This is a genomic window from Streptomyces sp. NPDC005794 (assembly GCF_042871445.1).
GTDB lineage: Bacteria > Actinomycetota > Actinomycetes > Streptomycetales > Streptomycetaceae > Streptomyces.
The window spans coordinates 271,540-288,881 of the sequence record NZ_JBIAIN010000001.1; the positions used below are offsets into that span (position 1 = coordinate 271,540).

Genomic DNA, 17,342 nt, shown 5'->3' on the forward strand with positions numbered 1-17,342 from the left:
ACTGGTGGGCATGCAGAAGACGTCTTCGCGGCTGCTCACGCTGCTCTCGCTGCTTCAGACGCACCGCGACTGGTCCGGTGGCCACCTCGCGGAGCGGCTCGGCACCACCCCGCGCACGGTGCGCCGCGACATCGACCGGCTACGGGAGCTGGGCTACCCGATCCGCGCGTTCAAGGGGCCCTCCGGCGGCTACCGCCTGGACGCCGGAGCGCAACTGCCCCCACTGCTGTTCGACGACGGCCAAGCCGTCGCCCTGGCCGTCGCCCTGCAGTCCGTGGTCCCCAGCAGCACCATCGGAGAGGACGCCGCACGGGCGCTGTCCACCGTGCGGCAGGTCATGCCGCCCCGGCTGCGTCAGCGCATCGACCTGCTGCAGGTCACCGCCGTCCGGGCGCCCGAAACCGGCGACGCCTCCCCGGCCGGTACACAGCAACTCCTGGTGGAGCTGGGCCGCGTCATCCAGGCCCGGGAGGAGCTGCGCTTCGACTACGGGCACGACGCCGGCGGCCCCGCCGGGCCGGCCCGCCGTACACAGCCCCACCACCTCGTCACCTGGCGCGGCCACTGGTATCTGATCGCCTGGGACCTCGACCGTGACGACTGGCGCACCTTCCGCGTCGACCGCCTGCGCCCCCGCACGCCCACCGGCCCGCGCTTCACCCCACGCGCGCTCCCCGGCGATGACGTAGCCGCGTTCGTCATCGGCCGATTCCGCGGAACCGACGGCTCCGCCACCGACTGGCCCTGCCGCGGCGAAGTCGTCCTCGATCTCCCCGCCCGGGCGGTGGCCCCCTTCGTCCAGGACGGAATCGTCGAGGAACTCGGCGCCGACCGCTGTCGCCTCACCCTCGGCTCCTGGTCGTGGACCGGCCTCGCCGCCGCTCTCGGCCGCTTCGACACCGACATCCACGTCATCGGCCCACCCCGGCTGACCCACGCGTTCGCCGAACTCGCCGCGCGCTACGCCAAAGCCGCAGGAACGACCTGATCGCCCCACCGGTGAGCAGAAGTAATCGGTGGCCCACGCGAGAACGTACCCCTAGCATCCGCCCATGACCGAAGACAGCGGGATCGCGGGGGACGGGCACGACACAGCGGCGGAACGGGAACCCTCCTGGCGTGCCCAGTCCATCGGTCTCGCGGCAGTCGACACGGATGACGCCGAACTCCTGCACGGGTGGCGGTCCGACCCCGTGACCGCCTACGAGATCGGCATCTGGCCGCGCTCGGTCACCGCGATGCGCGAGCGCATCGAGCGCGACATGGACGACGACGACCGCGACGACTTCGTCGTCCTGCTCCCTGACGGCACCCCTGTCGGACACACCGCGCTGAGCGCCCAGAACATCGTCAACGGCACCGCACAGGTCGAGTTGATGCTGGCCCCCGAGCACCGCGGGTGCGGCCACGGCACGCACGCCCTCGACGCCCTGGTGGACCTGGCGTTCGGTGAACTCCCCCTGTACCGCCTCACGGCGGAGACCCACACCGGAAACGCCCCCGCCCTCGCCGTCCTCGCCAGATCCGGCTTCGTCCACGAAGGCGTCAGCCGCGCCGCCTGTCTCCACCGTGGCCGCCGCCTCGACCTCGCCGTGTTCTCACTGCTCCGCCCCGAATGGGAAGGGCTGAGCCGCCCTCGAGCCTGGGACGCCTGACCGGCCGCAGGGGCCGGGTTCGAGGCTACGGCCCGATCGCCGCAAGGGCGACCCGGTTGGCTTCGACGCGCGCGGCAAGGGCGATCAGTGTGCGTTCCACCCGGGCGGCGATCGGGGCGAAGTCCGTCTCGTCAGGCGTTGTGGAGAGGTAGTCGGAGGGGCAGATCCCCCAGCCTTCGATCGAGCTCCATCCGGCCTGGATCTCGGCGGTCCGGCCGTCTCGGCGACGGGCAGCATCCACCGGCCGAGGAGCCTGCGGCCCGCGTCGGCCTCCACGAGGAAGCGTCCTGGGTCGGCACCGTCGAGTGGCGCGCTGATCAGTACCGTACGGTCACCGTCCGCGCTGCGCCCGATGAACCGGCGTGCGGGGACCGGTGGTCGGCCGGAGCCGCTCGGGGCGGCCGTGGCACCCGCAACTGCCCGGTGTGCTGGACGATCGGCTACTGCGGCGGGTTGAGCGTGCGGAAGTACGTCCAACTGGTCTCGTTCGGTTCGCTCCACGTCTGAGGGGCATGGGCGAACTCCGGGTGATGGCCGGCGATGTAGGCACGGGTCCGCTCGGGTACCTCGGCGTACGAGCCGAGCTTGCGGCCCCGGCAGTGGAAGGTGAGGCCGCCGGGCCGCTGGCCGCGCGCCATCCACGGGAGCCAGGGGGACATCCGGGTCCACGACATGGTGGCCGGGACGCTGGGCGCGGGGCCAACCAGGTCGGAGCGGTCGGCGAAGAACTGGAAGAGCTCCAGGGCCTTGTACGTGTCGCCGGCCGAGTGGACGGGGTACTGGGCCACCGGCAGCGGCGAGGGGTAGGCGAGGGGGATCTCCAGGCTGAAGCAGACCTGTCCGCCGAGCTCGGTCGTCGGGACCGGGAAGGGGCGCCACTTCTGGTTCGCCGGGTCGTTCCAGACGTGCACCACCGGCAGGTCCTGCCAGGTCTCCAGGATCCCGCGGGTGAGGGGGTCCAGGTAGAAGGCGGCCTCGCGGGTGAGCAGTCGGCAGGCGTCCGGGCCGGCTTCGGCGTCCTGGACCAGGCGGGCGACATTGAGACCCTCGAAGCCGAAGACGCGCCGGTAGGGCTCGTCGGGGGCCCAGGAGTACACGTCTCCGGACCACCAGTAGGTGACCTCCTCGCCGTCGAGCGAGGCGCGGGTGCGGGCGAAGGAGCGGAGCAGCTCTGCGGGTGTCGTCATACGGACCACTCTGCGCGGCCGCCGCTCCGGCCGGGTGGGAAACATCCAGGTCCGGTCGGAGCGGCCGGAAGAAGCCGTTCCCGAAGGGAGAGGCGACGTCCCTTCCGGAACCGGGGCGGGAGACCCATACCGCGTGAGCCCCGCGCGGGAACGCCGGCACGGATTCTTGAGGAACGGGCGGTCCACGGGTGTTCGGCATTCCAGCACCGATCGTCGTGACCGGCGCGAGCTGCGGCGACCACACCCGCGCGGTTCTCATATCGCTCGGGCAAGGGCGGGGACCACGGTCGCGGAACTTTCAGTGACTGCTGTCGGCCTCCGCAACCGCGGAACTCCGCATGGTCGAAGTCGCCACCGTGTCGCTGAAAGCGGGAAGCTCTCCCCCTTTCTCCGATTGAACGAGAGCCGTCGCGCGACGTGCCCGGTCCACTGCTTTGTCTTGGTGTGGGCGTAGAGAACTGTGAATGCGTATTTTGCTTACGTTGTCCCTGCTCGGAGCGGTCCTCGTGCCGGAAGCCCGACCGGCTTCACTTGGCGACGGACTTCGCTGCCGGAAAAAGTGCCGGAGCGAGATGGCCGCCTTCTTGGGTATCGTTGCATTCGGCTATGGGTGCTGCGTTTCGCCGGTGGTGCGGGGGGAGTTGTCCGCTGCTCCGCCGGAAGGAATTACCCGGAAGGGTGACCGGTGCCGTCGTGGGTGCGAAGGCATGCGGAGCGGGAAATGGTTGATCGTTTTCGTGGTAGAGTTCTAATGAATTCACAGGACGCCACGATCAAAAGGGGAATGGCGTGAATACCGAGAAGGTTACGGCTCGACGTCTTGCGGCCGAGGAGATTTCAGAGTTGGGCCTCCAGGACGAAATCTTCGTCTCGGCAGGGGTGGATGACCTTCCTCTCGACTGCTATGCCCCGGCTTTCCTTACGGAGCCGGGCAAGAATTTTGAGGGAGGGTCCTTCGCTGCGAGGACGATCTTCGGCGAGGACGTCCATGTCCTCCCGGGCAATGCCGAAGAGAGCGGGATCTGGATCGCCGACAAGGCGGGGGAGGAGATCGAGGTCCTCCAGAGCGCCGGCGTCCTCCTGAACCTTGCCCTCTTCGTGCCCAACGGGGGCAAGGAGTCCCTGGAGGCGCTCTACGCCGCCGCGCGGGACGCGTTCGGCGCGGGGGTCGTCCAGCGCTGGAGCGAGGAATCCGTCGCGGTGCCGGACGTCAAGGTCGACCTGTACGAGGAGCCGGCCCGGGGCCGGAAGAACACGAACAACCAGAACCGCGACCGCCGCGCCCTGGACATCTACCCGACCCGGGTGCGTTTCCTGGAGCCCAGCGAGGGCTGGAGGTTCATTGTCGAACCGCACAAGGAGATCGTCGACGACACGCCGACGATCTGACCTGACGGCAGCCTAGGGGCCGCGTCGGCGGCATGAGCCTTCTTCTGGTGGCGAACTCGAGAGGGTGTGGCAGCGTGCCGGTCGAGCGGCTGTTGTCAGCGGCTTGACCGGACGCTCGGCCGGAGTCTCCCCGGCCGGGCGTTCCGTGTGGGCGGCCGTCAGGTTCCGTGACGGGGCGTCCGGACGGTCGTGGCTGCGGAAGGGGAAGAGAGGGCTGGGGGGCTGGGGTCTGCGGTTCTCGAAACCCCCACTGCAGGTGCCTTCGAACGGTGGGCACCGACAACGAAGCCTCGGGCCGTCGGCCCGAGGCTTTCGTGTGGAGCGGTCGAAGCGCGGCCCCTCTTGTGCTGGCCAGCAACTCGTGCAAGGCGTCGGCGCGGAGGTCCTCCCGCCGGCCAGGCTCTGCGGACCCGGGCCGACTGCGGCGGCCGGACCGGCGAGGTGCGAGCGCCGTCGATTCTCAGTTGGTCCAGACGACCGGGCTGTCGCTGTACGCGTCGCCCTCGTCGAACGAGGCGGCGGTGATGGGCGAGGTCTTCGTGGCACTGAGCGAGCAGGTCTCGTACGACGCGCCCTTGGTGGTGAACTCGGCGGGCGCGCTCTCCCTGTCGCACTTGCCCGGGAGGTCACCGATCAGGATGACACCCGTGCCGCTGCCGCCTTCCAGTACGCCGTCCAGCTTCAGTGACGCGTACGACAGGTCGGTGCCGCCGACGTTCTCCACCTTCATCTTGACGTAGTAGGGCGTCATTCCCTTGGCCTTGTCGCCGAACGCGGCCATGTCGGCCTCGGCGCCCTTCTCGATCGCCGTGACGGTCACGGCGATGGTGCCCTTCTTCGAGCTCGTGTACTCGAACGGCAGGACAGCCCTGTCGCCGACCTTGAGTTCCGTGCCCGGCGCGGTGACGTCGCCCTCGGCCGGAGCGGCGCCGCCGTCGCCGTTGTCGGGGTCCGCGCTCTCGCTGCTCGGTTCGGACGAGGCCGGGGCCGGGGTCGATGCCGCAGGCGAGCTCGGCGCAGCCGCCTCCTCCTCGCCGCTGTCGCAGGCCGAGAGCCCGAGCCCCATGGTCGCCAGAGCAGCCGCGAAAACGATACGTCCCTTGTGTGCCACTGTTGCCTCACTGGTGATGAGAACTGCCCGAGACGGCAGTCCGAATGTTCGGTTGCTTCGAGAAATGTCCGGCAACGCAGCCGGACATGCCGGAGCGGCTTGCGTCGCCGGGGCGCGCGGTGAGCCGCGGTGAGCCTTTCCGTCCTCGGTCCGAGCCGGCGTGATGCAGGCAGAGGATGGCCTGGACAAGGCTCGTGATGCGGGTGTGTGACGCCCCTTACTCCGACCTCGTCCACAGACCTTAGGAGCATCGTGGGCTTCGGACTGTGTCATCCGTGCTGAGGATCTGTGTCAGTGGTGCACAGCTTCACGCTGGTGCCGCGTCAGGCTTTGGGGCCGTGCGTGTGCCGGCGAAGTCGTTGTACAGCGAGAGGGAATCCCGCCACACTGAGGTGAGGAACTGGCCGTGTCGAGAGGTGACTTGTGGGGGAACGGGTCGAGGTGCCGGCGGGTCGGCTCTGTGACCGGCGCGGACGAGGGTCTGTCTCGTGAGCTCGGTCCTGGACACCGCGTTCATACCGCCGGGGGACCGGGAGGAAGTGGTCCGCAACGCGGTGTGGGAGTCCATGGTGGCGGTCGATATCGACCACCGTCCTGTGGCTGAGGACATCTCCGTTCGTATAGGGCTCGGCGCCGTGGGGCCCATCAGGGTCTGTTCGGCGCGGGCGACCTCGGTCGCTCTCCGCCGGACGGAGCGATATGCCCGGGGGGACGAGGAACCGGCCGTCTCTCTCGGTGTTCAGATGACGGGCAGCAGCGTGGTGGTGCAGAACGGTCGTGAGTGCCTGCTGGGGCCGGGAGACTGCGCCGTCTACGAATCGATCGCTCCCTACACGCTGCTCTTCGACGAGGGGGTCGACCACCGCTTCATCCGTTTCCCCCGCTCGGTACTCGCGCTGCCCGACCGGTTGCTACGAGACATCACCGCGGTCCCCCTGGGGCCCGGCAACCCCGTCGCGCGCCTCGCCTTCTCCTACTTCTCCCAGCTGGCCGTGACCGACGAGTTGTACCGGGGTGTGCACGGCGACGCCGTCGTGGGCCCCAGCGTCGAACTCCTCCGTGCCGTCCTGACGTCCCAGCGCGGTGACTCCGACCTGGCCAAGGGGCCGTTGGAGGCGACACTCAGCCTGCGGATCACTCATTACATCCGGAAGCATCTGGCCGACCGCGATCTGTCGGCGGCACGGATCGCCGCGGCACACGGCATCTCCGTACGTCATCTCTACACGGTGCTGTCCCGGTCGGGCATCAGCCTCGGAGACTGGATCCGTACACGCCGCCTGGCCGAGTGCAAGCGCGAGCTGGCCGGCCCGAACGGGCGGCTGCGGACCATCGCGGCGACAGGACGGAGCTGGGGCTTCGTGGACGCGACCCACTTCAGCAAGGTGTTCAAACAGGCCTACGGAATCTCGCCCCGGGTCTGGCGCGACCAGAACCACCCCCGCGCGACTCACCGTGGGTGAGGGGAACGGACTGCGCACGACGCACGGCCACCGGCGTCAGGTCGTTGCGCCCCTCGTCCGTCGCGGAACTCCTGTGTTTGTCGCCGGCCCCCGGCGGATTCGTCCTTGATCGGTAACAGAGGGAGCCTGCACAGGCGTTCCCATGTCTTGATGGGTGCACGGCATCGGCGGGGACAGCAAAGGGGCGGGCGGACATGGCAAGGCACAAGGGAAGGGCATGGAACGGCCGGCTTCTCGCGGCGGCGCTCGGGGTGACGACGTTGGCAGCCGCCGCCTCGGTGTGGACCGCGCAGGCCGACCCCGCCGGAGGGCGGCAGCCGGAAGCACGTGTCGCGGCGCCAGTGGCCAAGGTGGCGGCGGACATCGCGCACGCCTCGGACCGTGGCGCCCGGGGTGTCAACATCACCATCGACGACGGACCGGACCCGGTCTGGACGCCGCAGGTACTCCAACTGCTGAAGGACAGCGGTGTGAAGGCTACGTTCTGCATGGTGGGCACGCAGGCCCAGGCGTACCCGGACCTGGTCAAGGCGGTGCTGGCAGACGGGCACCGACTCTGCAACCACACGGTCTCGCACGACACCGCCATGGACACCCGGTCCGAGGCGTACCAGTCCCAGCAGATCCTGGACGCCGAACGCATGATCATCAAGGCGTCCGGAGGGGTGCGGTCGCAGTATTACCGGGCCCCGGGCGGCGCTTTCACCCCGTACAGCCGACAGCTCGCCGCGTCCCGGGGGATGCGGCCGTTGGGCTGGAACGTCGACACCAAGGACTTCGAGCATCCCGGTGTGGACACCATGGTCGCCACCGTCAAGAGCGAGATCGCCAACGGGCCGACCGTCCTTTTCCACGACGCGGGAGGGGACCGCTCCCAGACCTTGGCCGCTCTGCGCGAGATCCTGCCCTGGCTGAAACAGCAGGGGTACTCCTTCGGCTTCCCCGTGCGGTGAGTGGGTCTGACCCGCACATCACTGGCGCTTCCCGTGCCGGATGGGTGTGGTGAACGGCCGCATGTGTCGTCCAGGCGCCTTCAACGCGGTCGGTCGATCACATCCGCGACGGTGGCGAGGGCCTGTGAGAAGGCACGTACGCGCGCGGTCCCATGGCTCCGGTGCCCCACGAGGCCGAGGAACGAGTCGGTGAGCCCGACGAGGGGAACGAACGTGACGGCCCGGCGGCCGTAGTAGTCGGCGGGGGGGGGGGGGGGGGGGGGGGGGGGCGCGGCCCCCCCCCCCCCCCCCCCCCCCCCCCCCCCCCCCCCCCGCCCCCCCCCCCCCCCCCCCCCCCCCCCCCCCCCAGAGGACCATGGCGCCACGGTCCGCTTGCACGAGAGCGAGGCCCTCCTGGAGGGTGCGCACCGTCGGCCCGACGGGGATGGGAGGCCCGTCGGGGGTGGTACCGGGGGCTTGCGCACGGCGCCAGTACTCCGGCGCCGCACCCTGGACACTGATGAGTGGGCAGGTCGCGAGACCCTCGGCGCTCAGACTGTCGCGTTTCGCGAAGGGGTGCCGAGAGGGAACCGCGCGAGCTTGTGGCTGTTCGGAGAAGACCTGGCCGAGCACGAGTTCGCTCTCCTCGACCGGCATGAGGGCCACGCCGTGTCGACTTCGACTCGATGGAGCGGGCCGGTGCGATCGTGGCGGCCACCGTTGTGCTCCTTCCGGCGGTTGGCGGATCGCTTCTCGTCGCCGGCGTTCTGATGGCCGTGTGGGGCCTCACCTGCGGCGGAGTCTCCGCGAGCACACAGACGTGGATTCCGGCTTCGGCTCCCGAGGCGCGTGAGGGCGCTTCCTCGTTGTTCGTCGGGGTCTTCAACGGCGCCATCGCGGTGGTGCGCTGCTCGGTGGCCTGGTGGCCGACGGGATCGGCAGCACGGCGGTGATGTGGCTGGGCGCCGCGCTTGCCACGGGGGTACGACGGCCCTGAAGCGGTCCAGCCGGTGAGGAAGACCCCGGCTGCGGCCCGGAGCGGGCGCGCAGGATCAGGTCCGGGAGTCGCGCCGGCGGAGGCCTTTCGATGGCTCAGACGTGCTGTGCCGTGGCCCGGATGCCGGCGAGCACCACGCCGACGATGCGCTCCGCGTCCGTGCGGGCGAACGGGCGCATGCCGCGGTTGACGATGAGGTGCACCGGGCCCGAGATCATCTCGCCGAGGAAGGCGCTGTCGACCGGGGGGAGTTCGCCCCGGTCGACAGCGGTGTCCACCCGCCGCCGCATGGCGGCCACGCGCTGGTCGAGGATCCTGGTCAGCGCCTGGACGCTGGGGGTGTGGCGCGCGGGCTGGATGGCCTGTTCGAGCGTTCGGCCGAACGGCGTTTCCAGGCCACCGGCGAGGGCCAGCAGGAAGTCCACCAGGTCCCGGTGGATGTCGCCGGTGTCGGCGACCGACGCCAGATCCTCGGCGTAGCGCAGCAGGGCTTCGACCACCAGCTCCTCGCGGTCCGGCCAGTTGCGGTAGACGCTGGTCTTGTGCACGCCGGCGAACTCGGCGACCTCCTCGTAGCGGAAGCCCGCGATGCCGTCGCGCGCCACGAGTTCGACGGTCGCGGCCAGGATCTGCGCTCTCACCCGCGCGTTGCGGCCACCTGGGCGCCGTGCGGGCGGCCGGTCATCGGTCCCGTCGGCCATCGCCGCGCTCACCTCCTGCTCTCTGCTGGGGCGCCGATTGTCGCCAGGTGGGGCGTTGCGGTGCAAGCCGGTGGTGCGTATGGTCTTTAAAAGCGACAGTTTGTTTCTTTAGTTGTCGGATCGCCGCGGCAGCGGCCTGCCCGCGACCGCACTGCTCCGCGGGTTCGCCTGCCTGACCGGCGAGCGGAGGCCGATCCGATGGCACACCCACCTCAGCGAAACCTGGAGCGCACACGTGAACATCCTTGTATCCGGAGCCGGTATCGCCGGGCTCGCCTGCGCACATGAGCTCGGCACCCGCGGCCACGACGTCACCGTGGTCGAGTACGCCCGCCACCTCCGGCTCACCGGCACACCCATCGACATCCGCGGTGACGCGATCGAGACCGTGGACAGGATGGGACTGCTCGCGAAGATCCAGGAGCAGCGGGTCCGGATGTCCGAGCTCACCCACTTCGTCGACAGCGGGGGCGAGTCGGTGGCCCGGATCCCGATGGCGGAGATCAACGACTCCGACGACGACATCGAGCTCCTCCGCGAGGACCTCGTGCGCATCCTCGCCGATGCGCTCCCGGACACCGCGGCCATCCGCTTCGGCGACTCGATCGAGACACTGACCGACGACGACGAAGGCGGTGGTGTCGACGTGAGTTTCGCATCGGGCCGCACCGGGCGGTACGACCTGGTGCTCGGTGCCGACGGCCAGCACTCCGCCGTACGCAGGCTGGTGTTCGGGCCCGAGGAGGACTACCTCCGGCACCTCGGTGTCTACTTCGCCCTCGCCGACCACCCCGGCGAGGCCCGGTCCGAGGGCACCAACTCGATATACAACGTCCCCCGCCGGATGGCAGGCATCTTCCGGTACAAGGGCAGGGCCGTCGCGGTCTTCCAGTTCCGCTCGGAACCGATCGACTACGACCACCACGACCTGGATGCCCAGAAGAAGATCCTCATCGACGCCTTCGCGGGCTACCGGTCCTGGCGGATCCCGGAGCTGCTCGATGCCGCCCGTGCCGATCCTGGCTTCTTCTTCACCTCCGCGAGCCAGATCCACCTGCCCGCCTGGCACCGTGGCCGCGTCGTCCTCGTCGGGGACGCCGGGTACAGCCCGGCCTTCCTGTCCGGCCGGGGCACCTCACTCGCGCTCACCGGCGCCCGCTTTCTCGCCGAAGAACTCGAACGGTGCGGCAACGACCACACCGCCGCGTTCGCACGGTACGAGGCCCGGCAGCGCCCCTATGTCACGTCCGCCCAGGGCCGTGTCCACAGCGGCCGCGACCGCATGCTTCCGACCACCTGGGCTGCCATCGCCGCTCGCAACGAGGCACTGCAAGCACCCGGCGCCGGCGCGGCCTGAACCCGGCGCCGTACGACCGGCATCCGGTTCCCCGGCGTGCCCACTCCCCGGAAGCCGGCTCGACAGGAAACCCGCGCCGACCGTGCCACCCACGGGGACGTGCCGGTCGCCGGGACCTCACCCCCACCGCGATGGAGAGAACGCATGGTGAAAGACACGCTGGACAAGCCCGCCGCCGACGCCCAGGAGCACCGCTGGAGTCGACGGCTCATCCTCTGGGCGGCGGTTCTCACCCTCGCCAACGTCCTGGCCGACATGGCCATCGGCTCACCCATGATGGTCATGCCCCAGTTACTGGAGCATTTCCACACCGACCAGACCGCGTGGCTGAACGCGAGCGCGATGCTGGCCGGGGCCATCTGGTCGCCGCTGCTCGCGAAGAGTTCCGACATCTTCGGCAAGCGCCGGATACTCATCGGCACGCTGCTCCTCGCATGCGCGGGAGCGCTGGTCTGCCTCGCCGCCCCCAACGTCTGGATCTTCCTGGTGGGGCGCTTCCTCCAAGGCGCCGCATTCGCCGCGATCTTCATCACGGTGGCCCTCGCACGCCAGATCTGCACCCCACGGGTGGCGATGGCCCTGGTCGGGCTCGTGACGTCCGGCTCGTCCGTCCTCGGAGTCGTCGAACCGTTCCTGATGCAGCCGGTCATCGATGTGTTCGGCTACCGGAGCGTGTTCGTCGCGGCGGCTCTGCTCGCCGCGGTGGCCGCGCTCTGCGTACGTTTCTTCATCCCGGAGTCGCCGATCCGCAGCACCGGCCGGGTCGACGTGGGCGGGGCGCTGCTGCTCGGCGGCGGCCTCGGCGCGGTGCTCGCCTACACCAGCCTCGGGAGAGACTTCGGATGGCTGTCCGGGGGCATGATCGCGCTGCTGGCCGCCGGTGCCGCCGCGCTGGCCGGGTGGGCGTTCCTCGCGCTGCGGGTCGACGAACCCATCATCGACATCCGGTCCCTCAGCCGCCCGATCCTGCTGACGCTGCTGGCCCTGGTCCTGGCAGCAGGCTCCTTCCGGAGCATGCTGCAACTGACGGGCGTCATCGCCCAGGTCCCCTCCGACCTGGGGCTCGGTTACGGGCTGGGCGACGGAGAGGCGGTCGCGGTACTGCTCGCCACGCCCAATCTCGGCATCGTGATCGGCGGTACGTGCGCCGGATGGATCGCGGGGCGGTACGGTCCCGCACTGCCCCTCCTCGGCGGCATCGCCGTCGGGACTGCGGCGACCTTCGCGATGCTGGCGGGCGTGTCGGTGCTCCCGCTGGCGATCGCCTGCGGCGCCATGCTCGGCATGGCCGCCGGCGCGATCGGCGCCTCCGGGTACAACCTGGCGACCAGCATCGAAGCGCCCGAGCGGCAGGGCACGACTGCCGGTCTGGTGTCGGTCGTGCTCGCCCTCGGCTCGGTCGTCTTCAACTTCGCCGGGGGCGAGGTGCTCAAAGCGACCGTTGTCCCCGGGATCTCTGCCGACGGCGCCCCGGTGAGCACGGCGACCGGGGTGCACCTCTACGTCGCGATGGCGGGAGTGCTCTTCGTCCTCGCCGCGGTGCCCGCGATCACGCTGGCACGCAACCGGCCTGGCGATGGTCACCCTCAGGAGATCACCGCTGACCGCGATCGGTGTCGGGTCCGTGCCTGACGCACAGCGGGCTGTGAGGGCGGGGCGGAACGGTCGTCACGGGGGAGGGCGGTGCGGCGGCCGGACGAAGCATCTGTCCGGCGGCGAGTTCACGGTAGGTGGGACTGCTGGTGAGCAGTTCCTCGTGGCGTCCGCAGGCGGCGACGCGGCTCAGTGCGGTGGCGGGCGATCCGTCGAACAGCAGACTTCCGGAGTCCGGTTCGTGGGATCTGGTGACGCCGTGCAGCACCGGCCGGTTCGGGTCGTAGCCGAAGCTGAGGTCCCGTAGGGCGAGGGCGGGCTTCCCCGTACGGGACGCTCTGCCGGGCCGGTTCACGCGTACGTGCCCGGACAGTGGGCTGCCGGGCCGGTGGTGACGGCTCTGCGGGCAGACGGAGCGCGTGCTCGACGCGCTGGTAGGCCCCCATGCCACGTCGGAGGAGGCGGCACCGAGGGCCGGCGAGCGGTGCAACTTTCCTCCCCCTTGACGAGTCTCCCTGCTGTACGTCTTGCCCGCACAGTGCGAAAGGTCCTCGTGCATCAGAAGAGTCTCGTCGTCCCCCGGGTCGGTGGTGTCCTGTCCGCCGCCGTTCTCGGTAGCCTGCTGGCCGTCCCGCAGGCTGCAGCCGCCGACGTCACCTGCTCGACCGGCGTCCACAAGCGGACGTTCTACAAGAACACCTCTTTCTCCGGCTCCCCGGTGAGGACCGACTGCGACAGTACGATCAGTGAGAGCTGGACCGGTAAACCGGTCTCCGGTGTGCCGTCGGACAACTTCGGTGTCCGCTGGTCGGTGACCCGGGACTTCGGCTCCGGCGGCCCCTTCGCGTTCACCGCCTCCGCCACCGACGGCGTCCGCGTGTACCTGGACGGCGTCCGAAAGATCAACCTGTGGACGAACACCGGTAACACCGCCCGGTCCAAGAGCGTCAACCTCACCGTCCCGTCCGGCAGACACACCATCCGCGTCGACTACGTGAACTGGTCCGGAGCCGCGAAGGTCAAACACACGTACACACCCCGGACTGCGGCCACCTACGACAGGACGAGGCCACTCGCCCCCACCGGCGTGAAGACCGCCTACAACACCAAGACCCGCAAGTCGACCGTCTCCTGGTCCGCCAACAAGGAGATGGACCTCGCGAGTTACGCCCTCTACCGGCGGCCCGTCGGCTCCAGCACCTGGACGAAGGTCACCACGACCACCGGCCGCAGCCACACCGACCCCCTCGTGAACTCCGACGACCGCACGCCCTACTACTACGAGGTACGCGCCAAGGACAAGGCAGGCAACACCTCGTCGGGCAGCACGGACACCATCGTCCGTCCACTGCCCGTCGTCACCTCCCTGACCGGCACCTACGCCAAGGCGACCGGCAAGGTCACCCTGAAGTGGCCCCTCAACACCGAGCCGCACTTCGACCACTACACGGTCCTGAGCAACGACAAGGTGAACGGCTCCTACGTCTGGGTCCCGCTCGGCACCACCAAGGGCAACACCTGGACCACCGGCCCCGTCGCCGCCGACGGCGAGACCCGTCACTACCGAGTACTCGTCAGCAACGACGCGGGCACCACCACGTACAACCCCCACTGGCTCGAGGCCGGCGCCGCCAACGAACTGTGGCTCAGCATTCCCGACGGCATCGCCCCCGCCTACGCCCCCGATCTGGCCCTGGGCTCCTGCGCGAGCGGCATCCAGGCGACCGCCACCGACTACACACCGGCTCCGATCCGCGACTTCACCGGCCTCGAGATCGAGCGCCGTGCGACGGGGACGGGGACGGGCACCTGGACGGTCGTCCTGCACCAAGGCTACGACCGGCGCGGCGACCATGCCACGGCCACCGTCTGCGACTCGCTGCCCGCCGATGGGCGCACCCACGAGTACCGGGCCCGTACCTATGACGCGGCCGGGAACTACTCGCCGTCCAGCGAGATCCGTGCCGTGACCGTGCCGGTCGGCTGACGGTCACGGCGCACACGCGACGGAGCCCCGAGCCGAGGGAAACCGCCCTTACCCGGTACGCGCGCCCTGTCGCTTCGCCCTGCCGGCTCGGTGATGCCGTCAGCGCGGTGTGACGTCGGCCTTCACGACCTGAGCGTGAAGGCCGATCGTCGGTAGCGGTGGCCTCGGCGCAGCTGGCCCACGTAGGCCGGACCCGGCCGTTCGGACCGGAAGCATGGCCGGTCGGCCGACGCGGAGCCGGAGAACGCGGGCTAGCTTCCTTCTCAGCAGGTGACACCACGGAGAGGAAGACCCGATGGATCAGCGAACTTCCGACCGCAACACCGGTGCGACCACCGAGTTCGAGAGGGACGTCGTCACGCTGTTGCTGGAGACGGTGAGTAACGTGGCCAAGCAGGAACGCGAGGACGTCGGTACGGAGAGTGTGCTGGCCGCACTCGTGTCGGGTGACTGGGCCGCGGGTTCCGCGATCGCCCCCGGGATGAGGGCCTCCGGCTCGCTCGGCGGTTCGATCGGAAGCCGTGGGACCTCCGTGTGGGTCAGCGACGACACGGATGACGGCACGGCGGGCGCCCCGGAACTCGAGCGGGAGATCGACTCCGTCTGGCGGGAGGTCCGGCAGGACAGGGCCAAGCGACTGAGCTGGAAGAATCGGAAGAAGGAGGAGGAAGAGCGGGAGAGCCTCGAACTCCCCCCGATGACCGGTGCGTTGCGGACCTGCCTACGCAACGCGCTGGAGACCGCACGGGCGGAAGGCGCTCTTTCGGTGCGCGTGCGCCACGTGGCACACGCACTGGTCGAGCGGCCCGGTACACGTGCCCGCGAGGCCATGGTCGTGGAAAAGCTGGACGTCTCCGCCGCCTCGGCCGCGCTCGACGCGTTGAAGGGGAGCGACACGACGCCGGAGCCCGGCTCGGTGTTGATGCTGCGCAAGTCGGGGACGTTCGGGAAGAGCGGCAATCCGCTGACCCGGAAGCTCACCGCCTGGATATTCGGGGGCGGTGCGGGGTTCGGTTCCTCGGTCGTGAGTGCGGTGCGCGCGGAGTCGCTACGAGGGGCGGTGCGGCGCGGGGCGCCGCAGCAGGAGCCCGTCGATGTACTGCTGGGTGTCCTGGCGCTGGACCGGTCGTTGACCGTCGCGGGACGTGAGCTGCCCGAGACGCTGACGGGAGCGAATCAGGGAGCGGAACTACTCCGGCGGCACGGCGCACGGCAGGACGCTGTCGCCCGGGTGCTGTTCCTTTCCACCGAGGTCGCGGAGGGGGAGCCCCCGGTGGGAGACGGCACCGCCGACCGCGACCGACGGCTCCTGCACGTCACGCAGCTCACCGCTTCCGCCCAGGGCTCGTCCACGGTCGGCACGACCCACCTGCTGGCCGCCCTGCTGGACGAGACCGGGACGGACGCGGAGTCCGCAGCGGAGATCGAGCGTGTACTGACCGAGAGCGGGGTGGACGTCGCCGCACTGCGGGCGGAGCCGGAGCTCCAAGTCCCGGGAGGAGCGGCGCGATCAGCCTGAGGCCGCAGCGGTTCGCCGACGCGTATGTCGAGAAGAGTCGTTGAGGACGGCATGGAGGAAACGATGAGCCCGGCAGTGCGACCGCGGAGGCGGATGTGCCGCGAAGCCGCCTCGATCCGGCATGCGGTGCGGGCCGCTCCCCGGCGGACCGTCGTCACGGAGTCCGTACTCGCCGGCCTGGTCCTGCTGTGCGCGCTCGTGCCGATTCCACTGACACCGCCGGCGCACCCGGTCATGGCAGCCCTCCTGGGCGTGTGGGCGGCGCTGCTCGTGCCCGCGCGGCGGGTGTACCCGGCCCTGACGGTCCTGTGCTGCGCGCCGGTGGTCGCCGGGGACCACGTGTGGGCGATGGTGGCGGTGCCGTGCGTCGTGTGGTCCGCCGCGCGCCGCATCGCACCGGCACGGCGCGCCTGGGGCGTCGCCGGGGCGAGCGCTGCGGGCTCCGGGCTCGTGTCGATTGCCGCCCAGTCCCTCAGCGGACCCCCGAGGACGCCGTACCTGGCCGCCGACGCCGGCGTGAGCGCGCTGTTCGTCCTGCTGCCCGCGCTGTCCGGCCTGATGCCTGGGCGTCGCCGTCCGCTGACCGGGCTGCTGCGGGAACGCAACGCGTACCTCGAACAGGCCCGCTTGCTCACCGACGAGGCGGCCCGCATGGAGGAACGGGCGCGCATCGCCGCCGAGATGCACGATCTGCTCGGCCACCGCATCGGCCTCATCTCGATGCACGCCGGAGCCCTCCAGCTCGCCGCCGAACGACAGGCGCCCCCGCTGGCCCCCCAGGCCGAACTCCTGCGCACCACCGCGGGAACAGCCATGGAAGAGCTGCGCGGCATCCTCGGCGTACTCCGGCACCGGTCGGACGAGGAGACCGGCGAGCGAGGGACTCGCGAGGATCTCTCGGCCCTCGTCGCGGATTCCCGGAGCGCGGGAGCTGACGCCGAACTGCACTGGAACGCGACCGGGCCTGTGGACACGGACGCCCGCACCCGGCAGGCCGTCCACCGCGTCACCCGCGAAGGCCTCGCCAACGCGCTCAAGCACGCGTCCGGCGCGCCTGTGCGCGTGACGTTCCACGACGAGGGGGACAGGGTGGTGGTCGCGGTCGTCAACGAAGCCCCGCCGACGCCCTGTTCGCCCGGGGACGGGAACCGCAGCGGACTCGTCGGCCTCCGGGAAAGGATCAGCCTGCTCGGTGGCGCTCTCCACGCCGGACCGCGTCCGGAGGGCGGCTTCGCCCTCTCCGCCCGGATACCGGCCCGGCCCGACGTGCCGCCCGTGTACTCCACTTCGACCGGGCCGTCGTCCGGCGGCGCGGGCTCCCAGCCCGCGCTGTCCACGGAGGTCCTCACGTGGCCCCGCCTCCTGGGCGGGGGCTGCGCGGCGATGCTGGGGTTGCTGCCGACGGTCGGCGGCACCCTCGTCCTGCTGATCACGAAGGTCCTACACTGAAC

At 70.2% G+C, this 17,342-nt stretch carries 15 protein-coding genes and 1 pseudogene; 11 read left to right on the top strand and 5 right to left on the bottom strand.

Translation table 11 applies throughout. The features are described from left to right. The first annotated feature begins 10 nt into the window (after positions 1-10). Both ACFYQ5_RS01260 and ACFYQ5_RS01265 read left to right on the top strand, forming a co-directional pair. The gene (locus ACFYQ5_RS01260; RefSeq protein WP_389191325.1) at positions 11-988 is read left to right on the top strand and encodes a helix-turn-helix transcriptional regulator; all 978 of its coding nucleotides are present in this window, start codon (positions 11-13) and stop codon (positions 986-988) included. 64 nt (positions 989-1,052) lie between these two features. Then, a complete protein-coding gene (locus ACFYQ5_RS01265) occupies positions 1,053-1,655 on the top strand; it encodes a GNAT family N-acetyltransferase (RefSeq protein ID WP_389191328.1) in 603 nt (200 codons plus the stop codon). Positions 1,656-1,680: 25 nt separating this feature from the next. Here the strand turns inward: ACFYQ5_RS01265 and ACFYQ5_RS01270 are convergent, their stop codons facing one another. Both ACFYQ5_RS01270 and ACFYQ5_RS01275 read right to left on the bottom strand, forming a co-directional pair. After that, the gene (locus ACFYQ5_RS01270; protein ID WP_389191330.1) at positions 1,681-1,896 is read right to left on the bottom strand and encodes a hypothetical protein; all 216 of its coding nucleotides are present in this window, start codon (positions 1,894-1,896) and stop codon (positions 1,681-1,683) included. Between the two features lie 199 nt (positions 1,897-2,095). After that, on the bottom strand, positions 2,096-2,842 hold the full coding sequence (locus tag ACFYQ5_RS01275) for a DUF1838 family protein (RefSeq protein ID WP_389191333.1): 747 nt from the start codon (positions 2,840-2,842) through the stop codon (positions 2,096-2,098). Between the two features lie 789 nt (positions 2,843-3,631). On the opposite strand from ACFYQ5_RS01275, the gene ACFYQ5_RS01280 reads away from it, so the two are divergent. After that, the gene (locus ACFYQ5_RS01280; protein WP_389191336.1) at positions 3,632-4,231 is read left to right on the top strand and encodes a hypothetical protein; all 600 of its coding nucleotides are present in this window, start codon (positions 3,632-3,634) and stop codon (positions 4,229-4,231) included. A gap of 460 nt (positions 4,232-4,691) precedes the next feature. Here the strand turns inward: ACFYQ5_RS01280 and ACFYQ5_RS01285 are convergent, their stop codons facing one another. Then, complete coding sequence (locus ACFYQ5_RS01285; RefSeq protein ID WP_389191339.1) at positions 4,692-5,342, bottom strand: hypothetical protein; 651 nt, start codon at positions 5,340-5,342, stop codon at positions 4,692-4,694. 488 nt (positions 5,343-5,830) lie between these two features. Between ACFYQ5_RS01285 and ACFYQ5_RS01290 the strand changes: the two genes are divergently transcribed. From ACFYQ5_RS01290 to ACFYQ5_RS01300, 3 genes and pseudogenes are all read left to right on the top strand, one after another. Next, on the top strand, positions 5,831-6,805 hold the full coding sequence (locus ACFYQ5_RS01290; RefSeq protein WP_389191342.1) for a helix-turn-helix domain-containing protein: 975 nt from the start codon (positions 5,831-5,833) through the stop codon (positions 6,803-6,805). Positions 6,806-6,999: 194 nt separating this feature from the next. Then, on the top strand, positions 7,000-7,758 hold the full coding sequence (locus ACFYQ5_RS01295) for a polysaccharide deacetylase family protein (protein WP_389191345.1): 759 nt from the start codon (positions 7,000-7,002) through the stop codon (positions 7,756-7,758). 677 nt (positions 7,759-8,435) lie between these two features. Next, a pseudogene (locus ACFYQ5_RS01300) lies at positions 8,436-8,734 on the top strand (MFS transporter); the annotation flags it as partial. A gap of 95 nt (positions 8,735-8,829) precedes the next feature. Here ACFYQ5_RS01300 and ACFYQ5_RS01305 read toward each other — a convergent pair. After that, positions 8,830-9,435 (bottom strand): TetR/AcrR family transcriptional regulator, encoded by a 606-nt coding sequence (locus tag ACFYQ5_RS01305; RefSeq protein WP_389191348.1) that lies wholly within the window; start codon positions 9,433-9,435, stop codon positions 8,830-8,832. Positions 9,436-9,670: 235 nt separating this feature from the next. On the opposite strand from ACFYQ5_RS01305, the gene ACFYQ5_RS01310 reads away from it, so the two are divergent. Then, the gene (locus ACFYQ5_RS01310) at positions 9,671-10,792 is read left to right on the top strand and encodes an FAD-dependent monooxygenase (protein WP_389191351.1); all 1,122 of its coding nucleotides are present in this window, start codon (positions 9,671-9,673) and stop codon (positions 10,790-10,792) included. Positions 10,793-10,936: 144 nt separating this feature from the next. Next, positions 10,937-12,424: an MFS transporter gene (locus ACFYQ5_RS01315; RefSeq protein ID WP_389191354.1), complete on the top strand. Its 1,488-nt coding sequence runs from the start codon at positions 10,937-10,939 to the stop codon at positions 12,422-12,424. Here ACFYQ5_RS01315 and ACFYQ5_RS01320 read toward each other — a convergent pair. Continuing rightward, positions 12,387-12,875 carry a hypothetical protein gene (locus ACFYQ5_RS01320; RefSeq protein WP_389191357.1) on the bottom strand — a complete coding sequence of 163 codons (489 nt, stop codon included), beginning with the start codon at positions 12,873-12,875 and terminating at the stop codon, positions 12,387-12,389. The genes ACFYQ5_RS01315 and ACFYQ5_RS01320 overlap by 38 nt on opposite strands. A 63-nt stretch (positions 12,876-12,938) precedes the next feature. On the opposite strand from ACFYQ5_RS01320, the gene ACFYQ5_RS01325 reads away from it, so the two are divergent. From ACFYQ5_RS01325 to ACFYQ5_RS01335, 3 genes are all read left to right on the top strand, one after another. Continuing rightward, positions 12,939-14,372 (top strand): PA14 domain-containing protein, encoded by a 1,434-nt coding sequence (locus ACFYQ5_RS01325; protein WP_389191359.1) that lies wholly within the window; start codon positions 12,939-12,941, stop codon positions 14,370-14,372. Between the two features lie 295 nt (positions 14,373-14,667). Next, positions 14,668-15,891, top strand: a complete 1,224-nt coding sequence (locus ACFYQ5_RS01330; RefSeq protein WP_389191362.1) for a Clp protease N-terminal domain-containing protein — start codon at positions 14,668-14,670, stop codon at positions 15,889-15,891. Positions 15,892-15,984: 93 nt separating this feature from the next. Then, on the top strand, positions 15,985-17,340 hold the full coding sequence (locus ACFYQ5_RS01335) for a sensor histidine kinase (protein ID WP_389191365.1): 1,356 nt from the start codon (positions 15,985-15,987) through the stop codon (positions 17,338-17,340). Positions 17,341-17,342 lie beyond the last annotated feature (2 nt).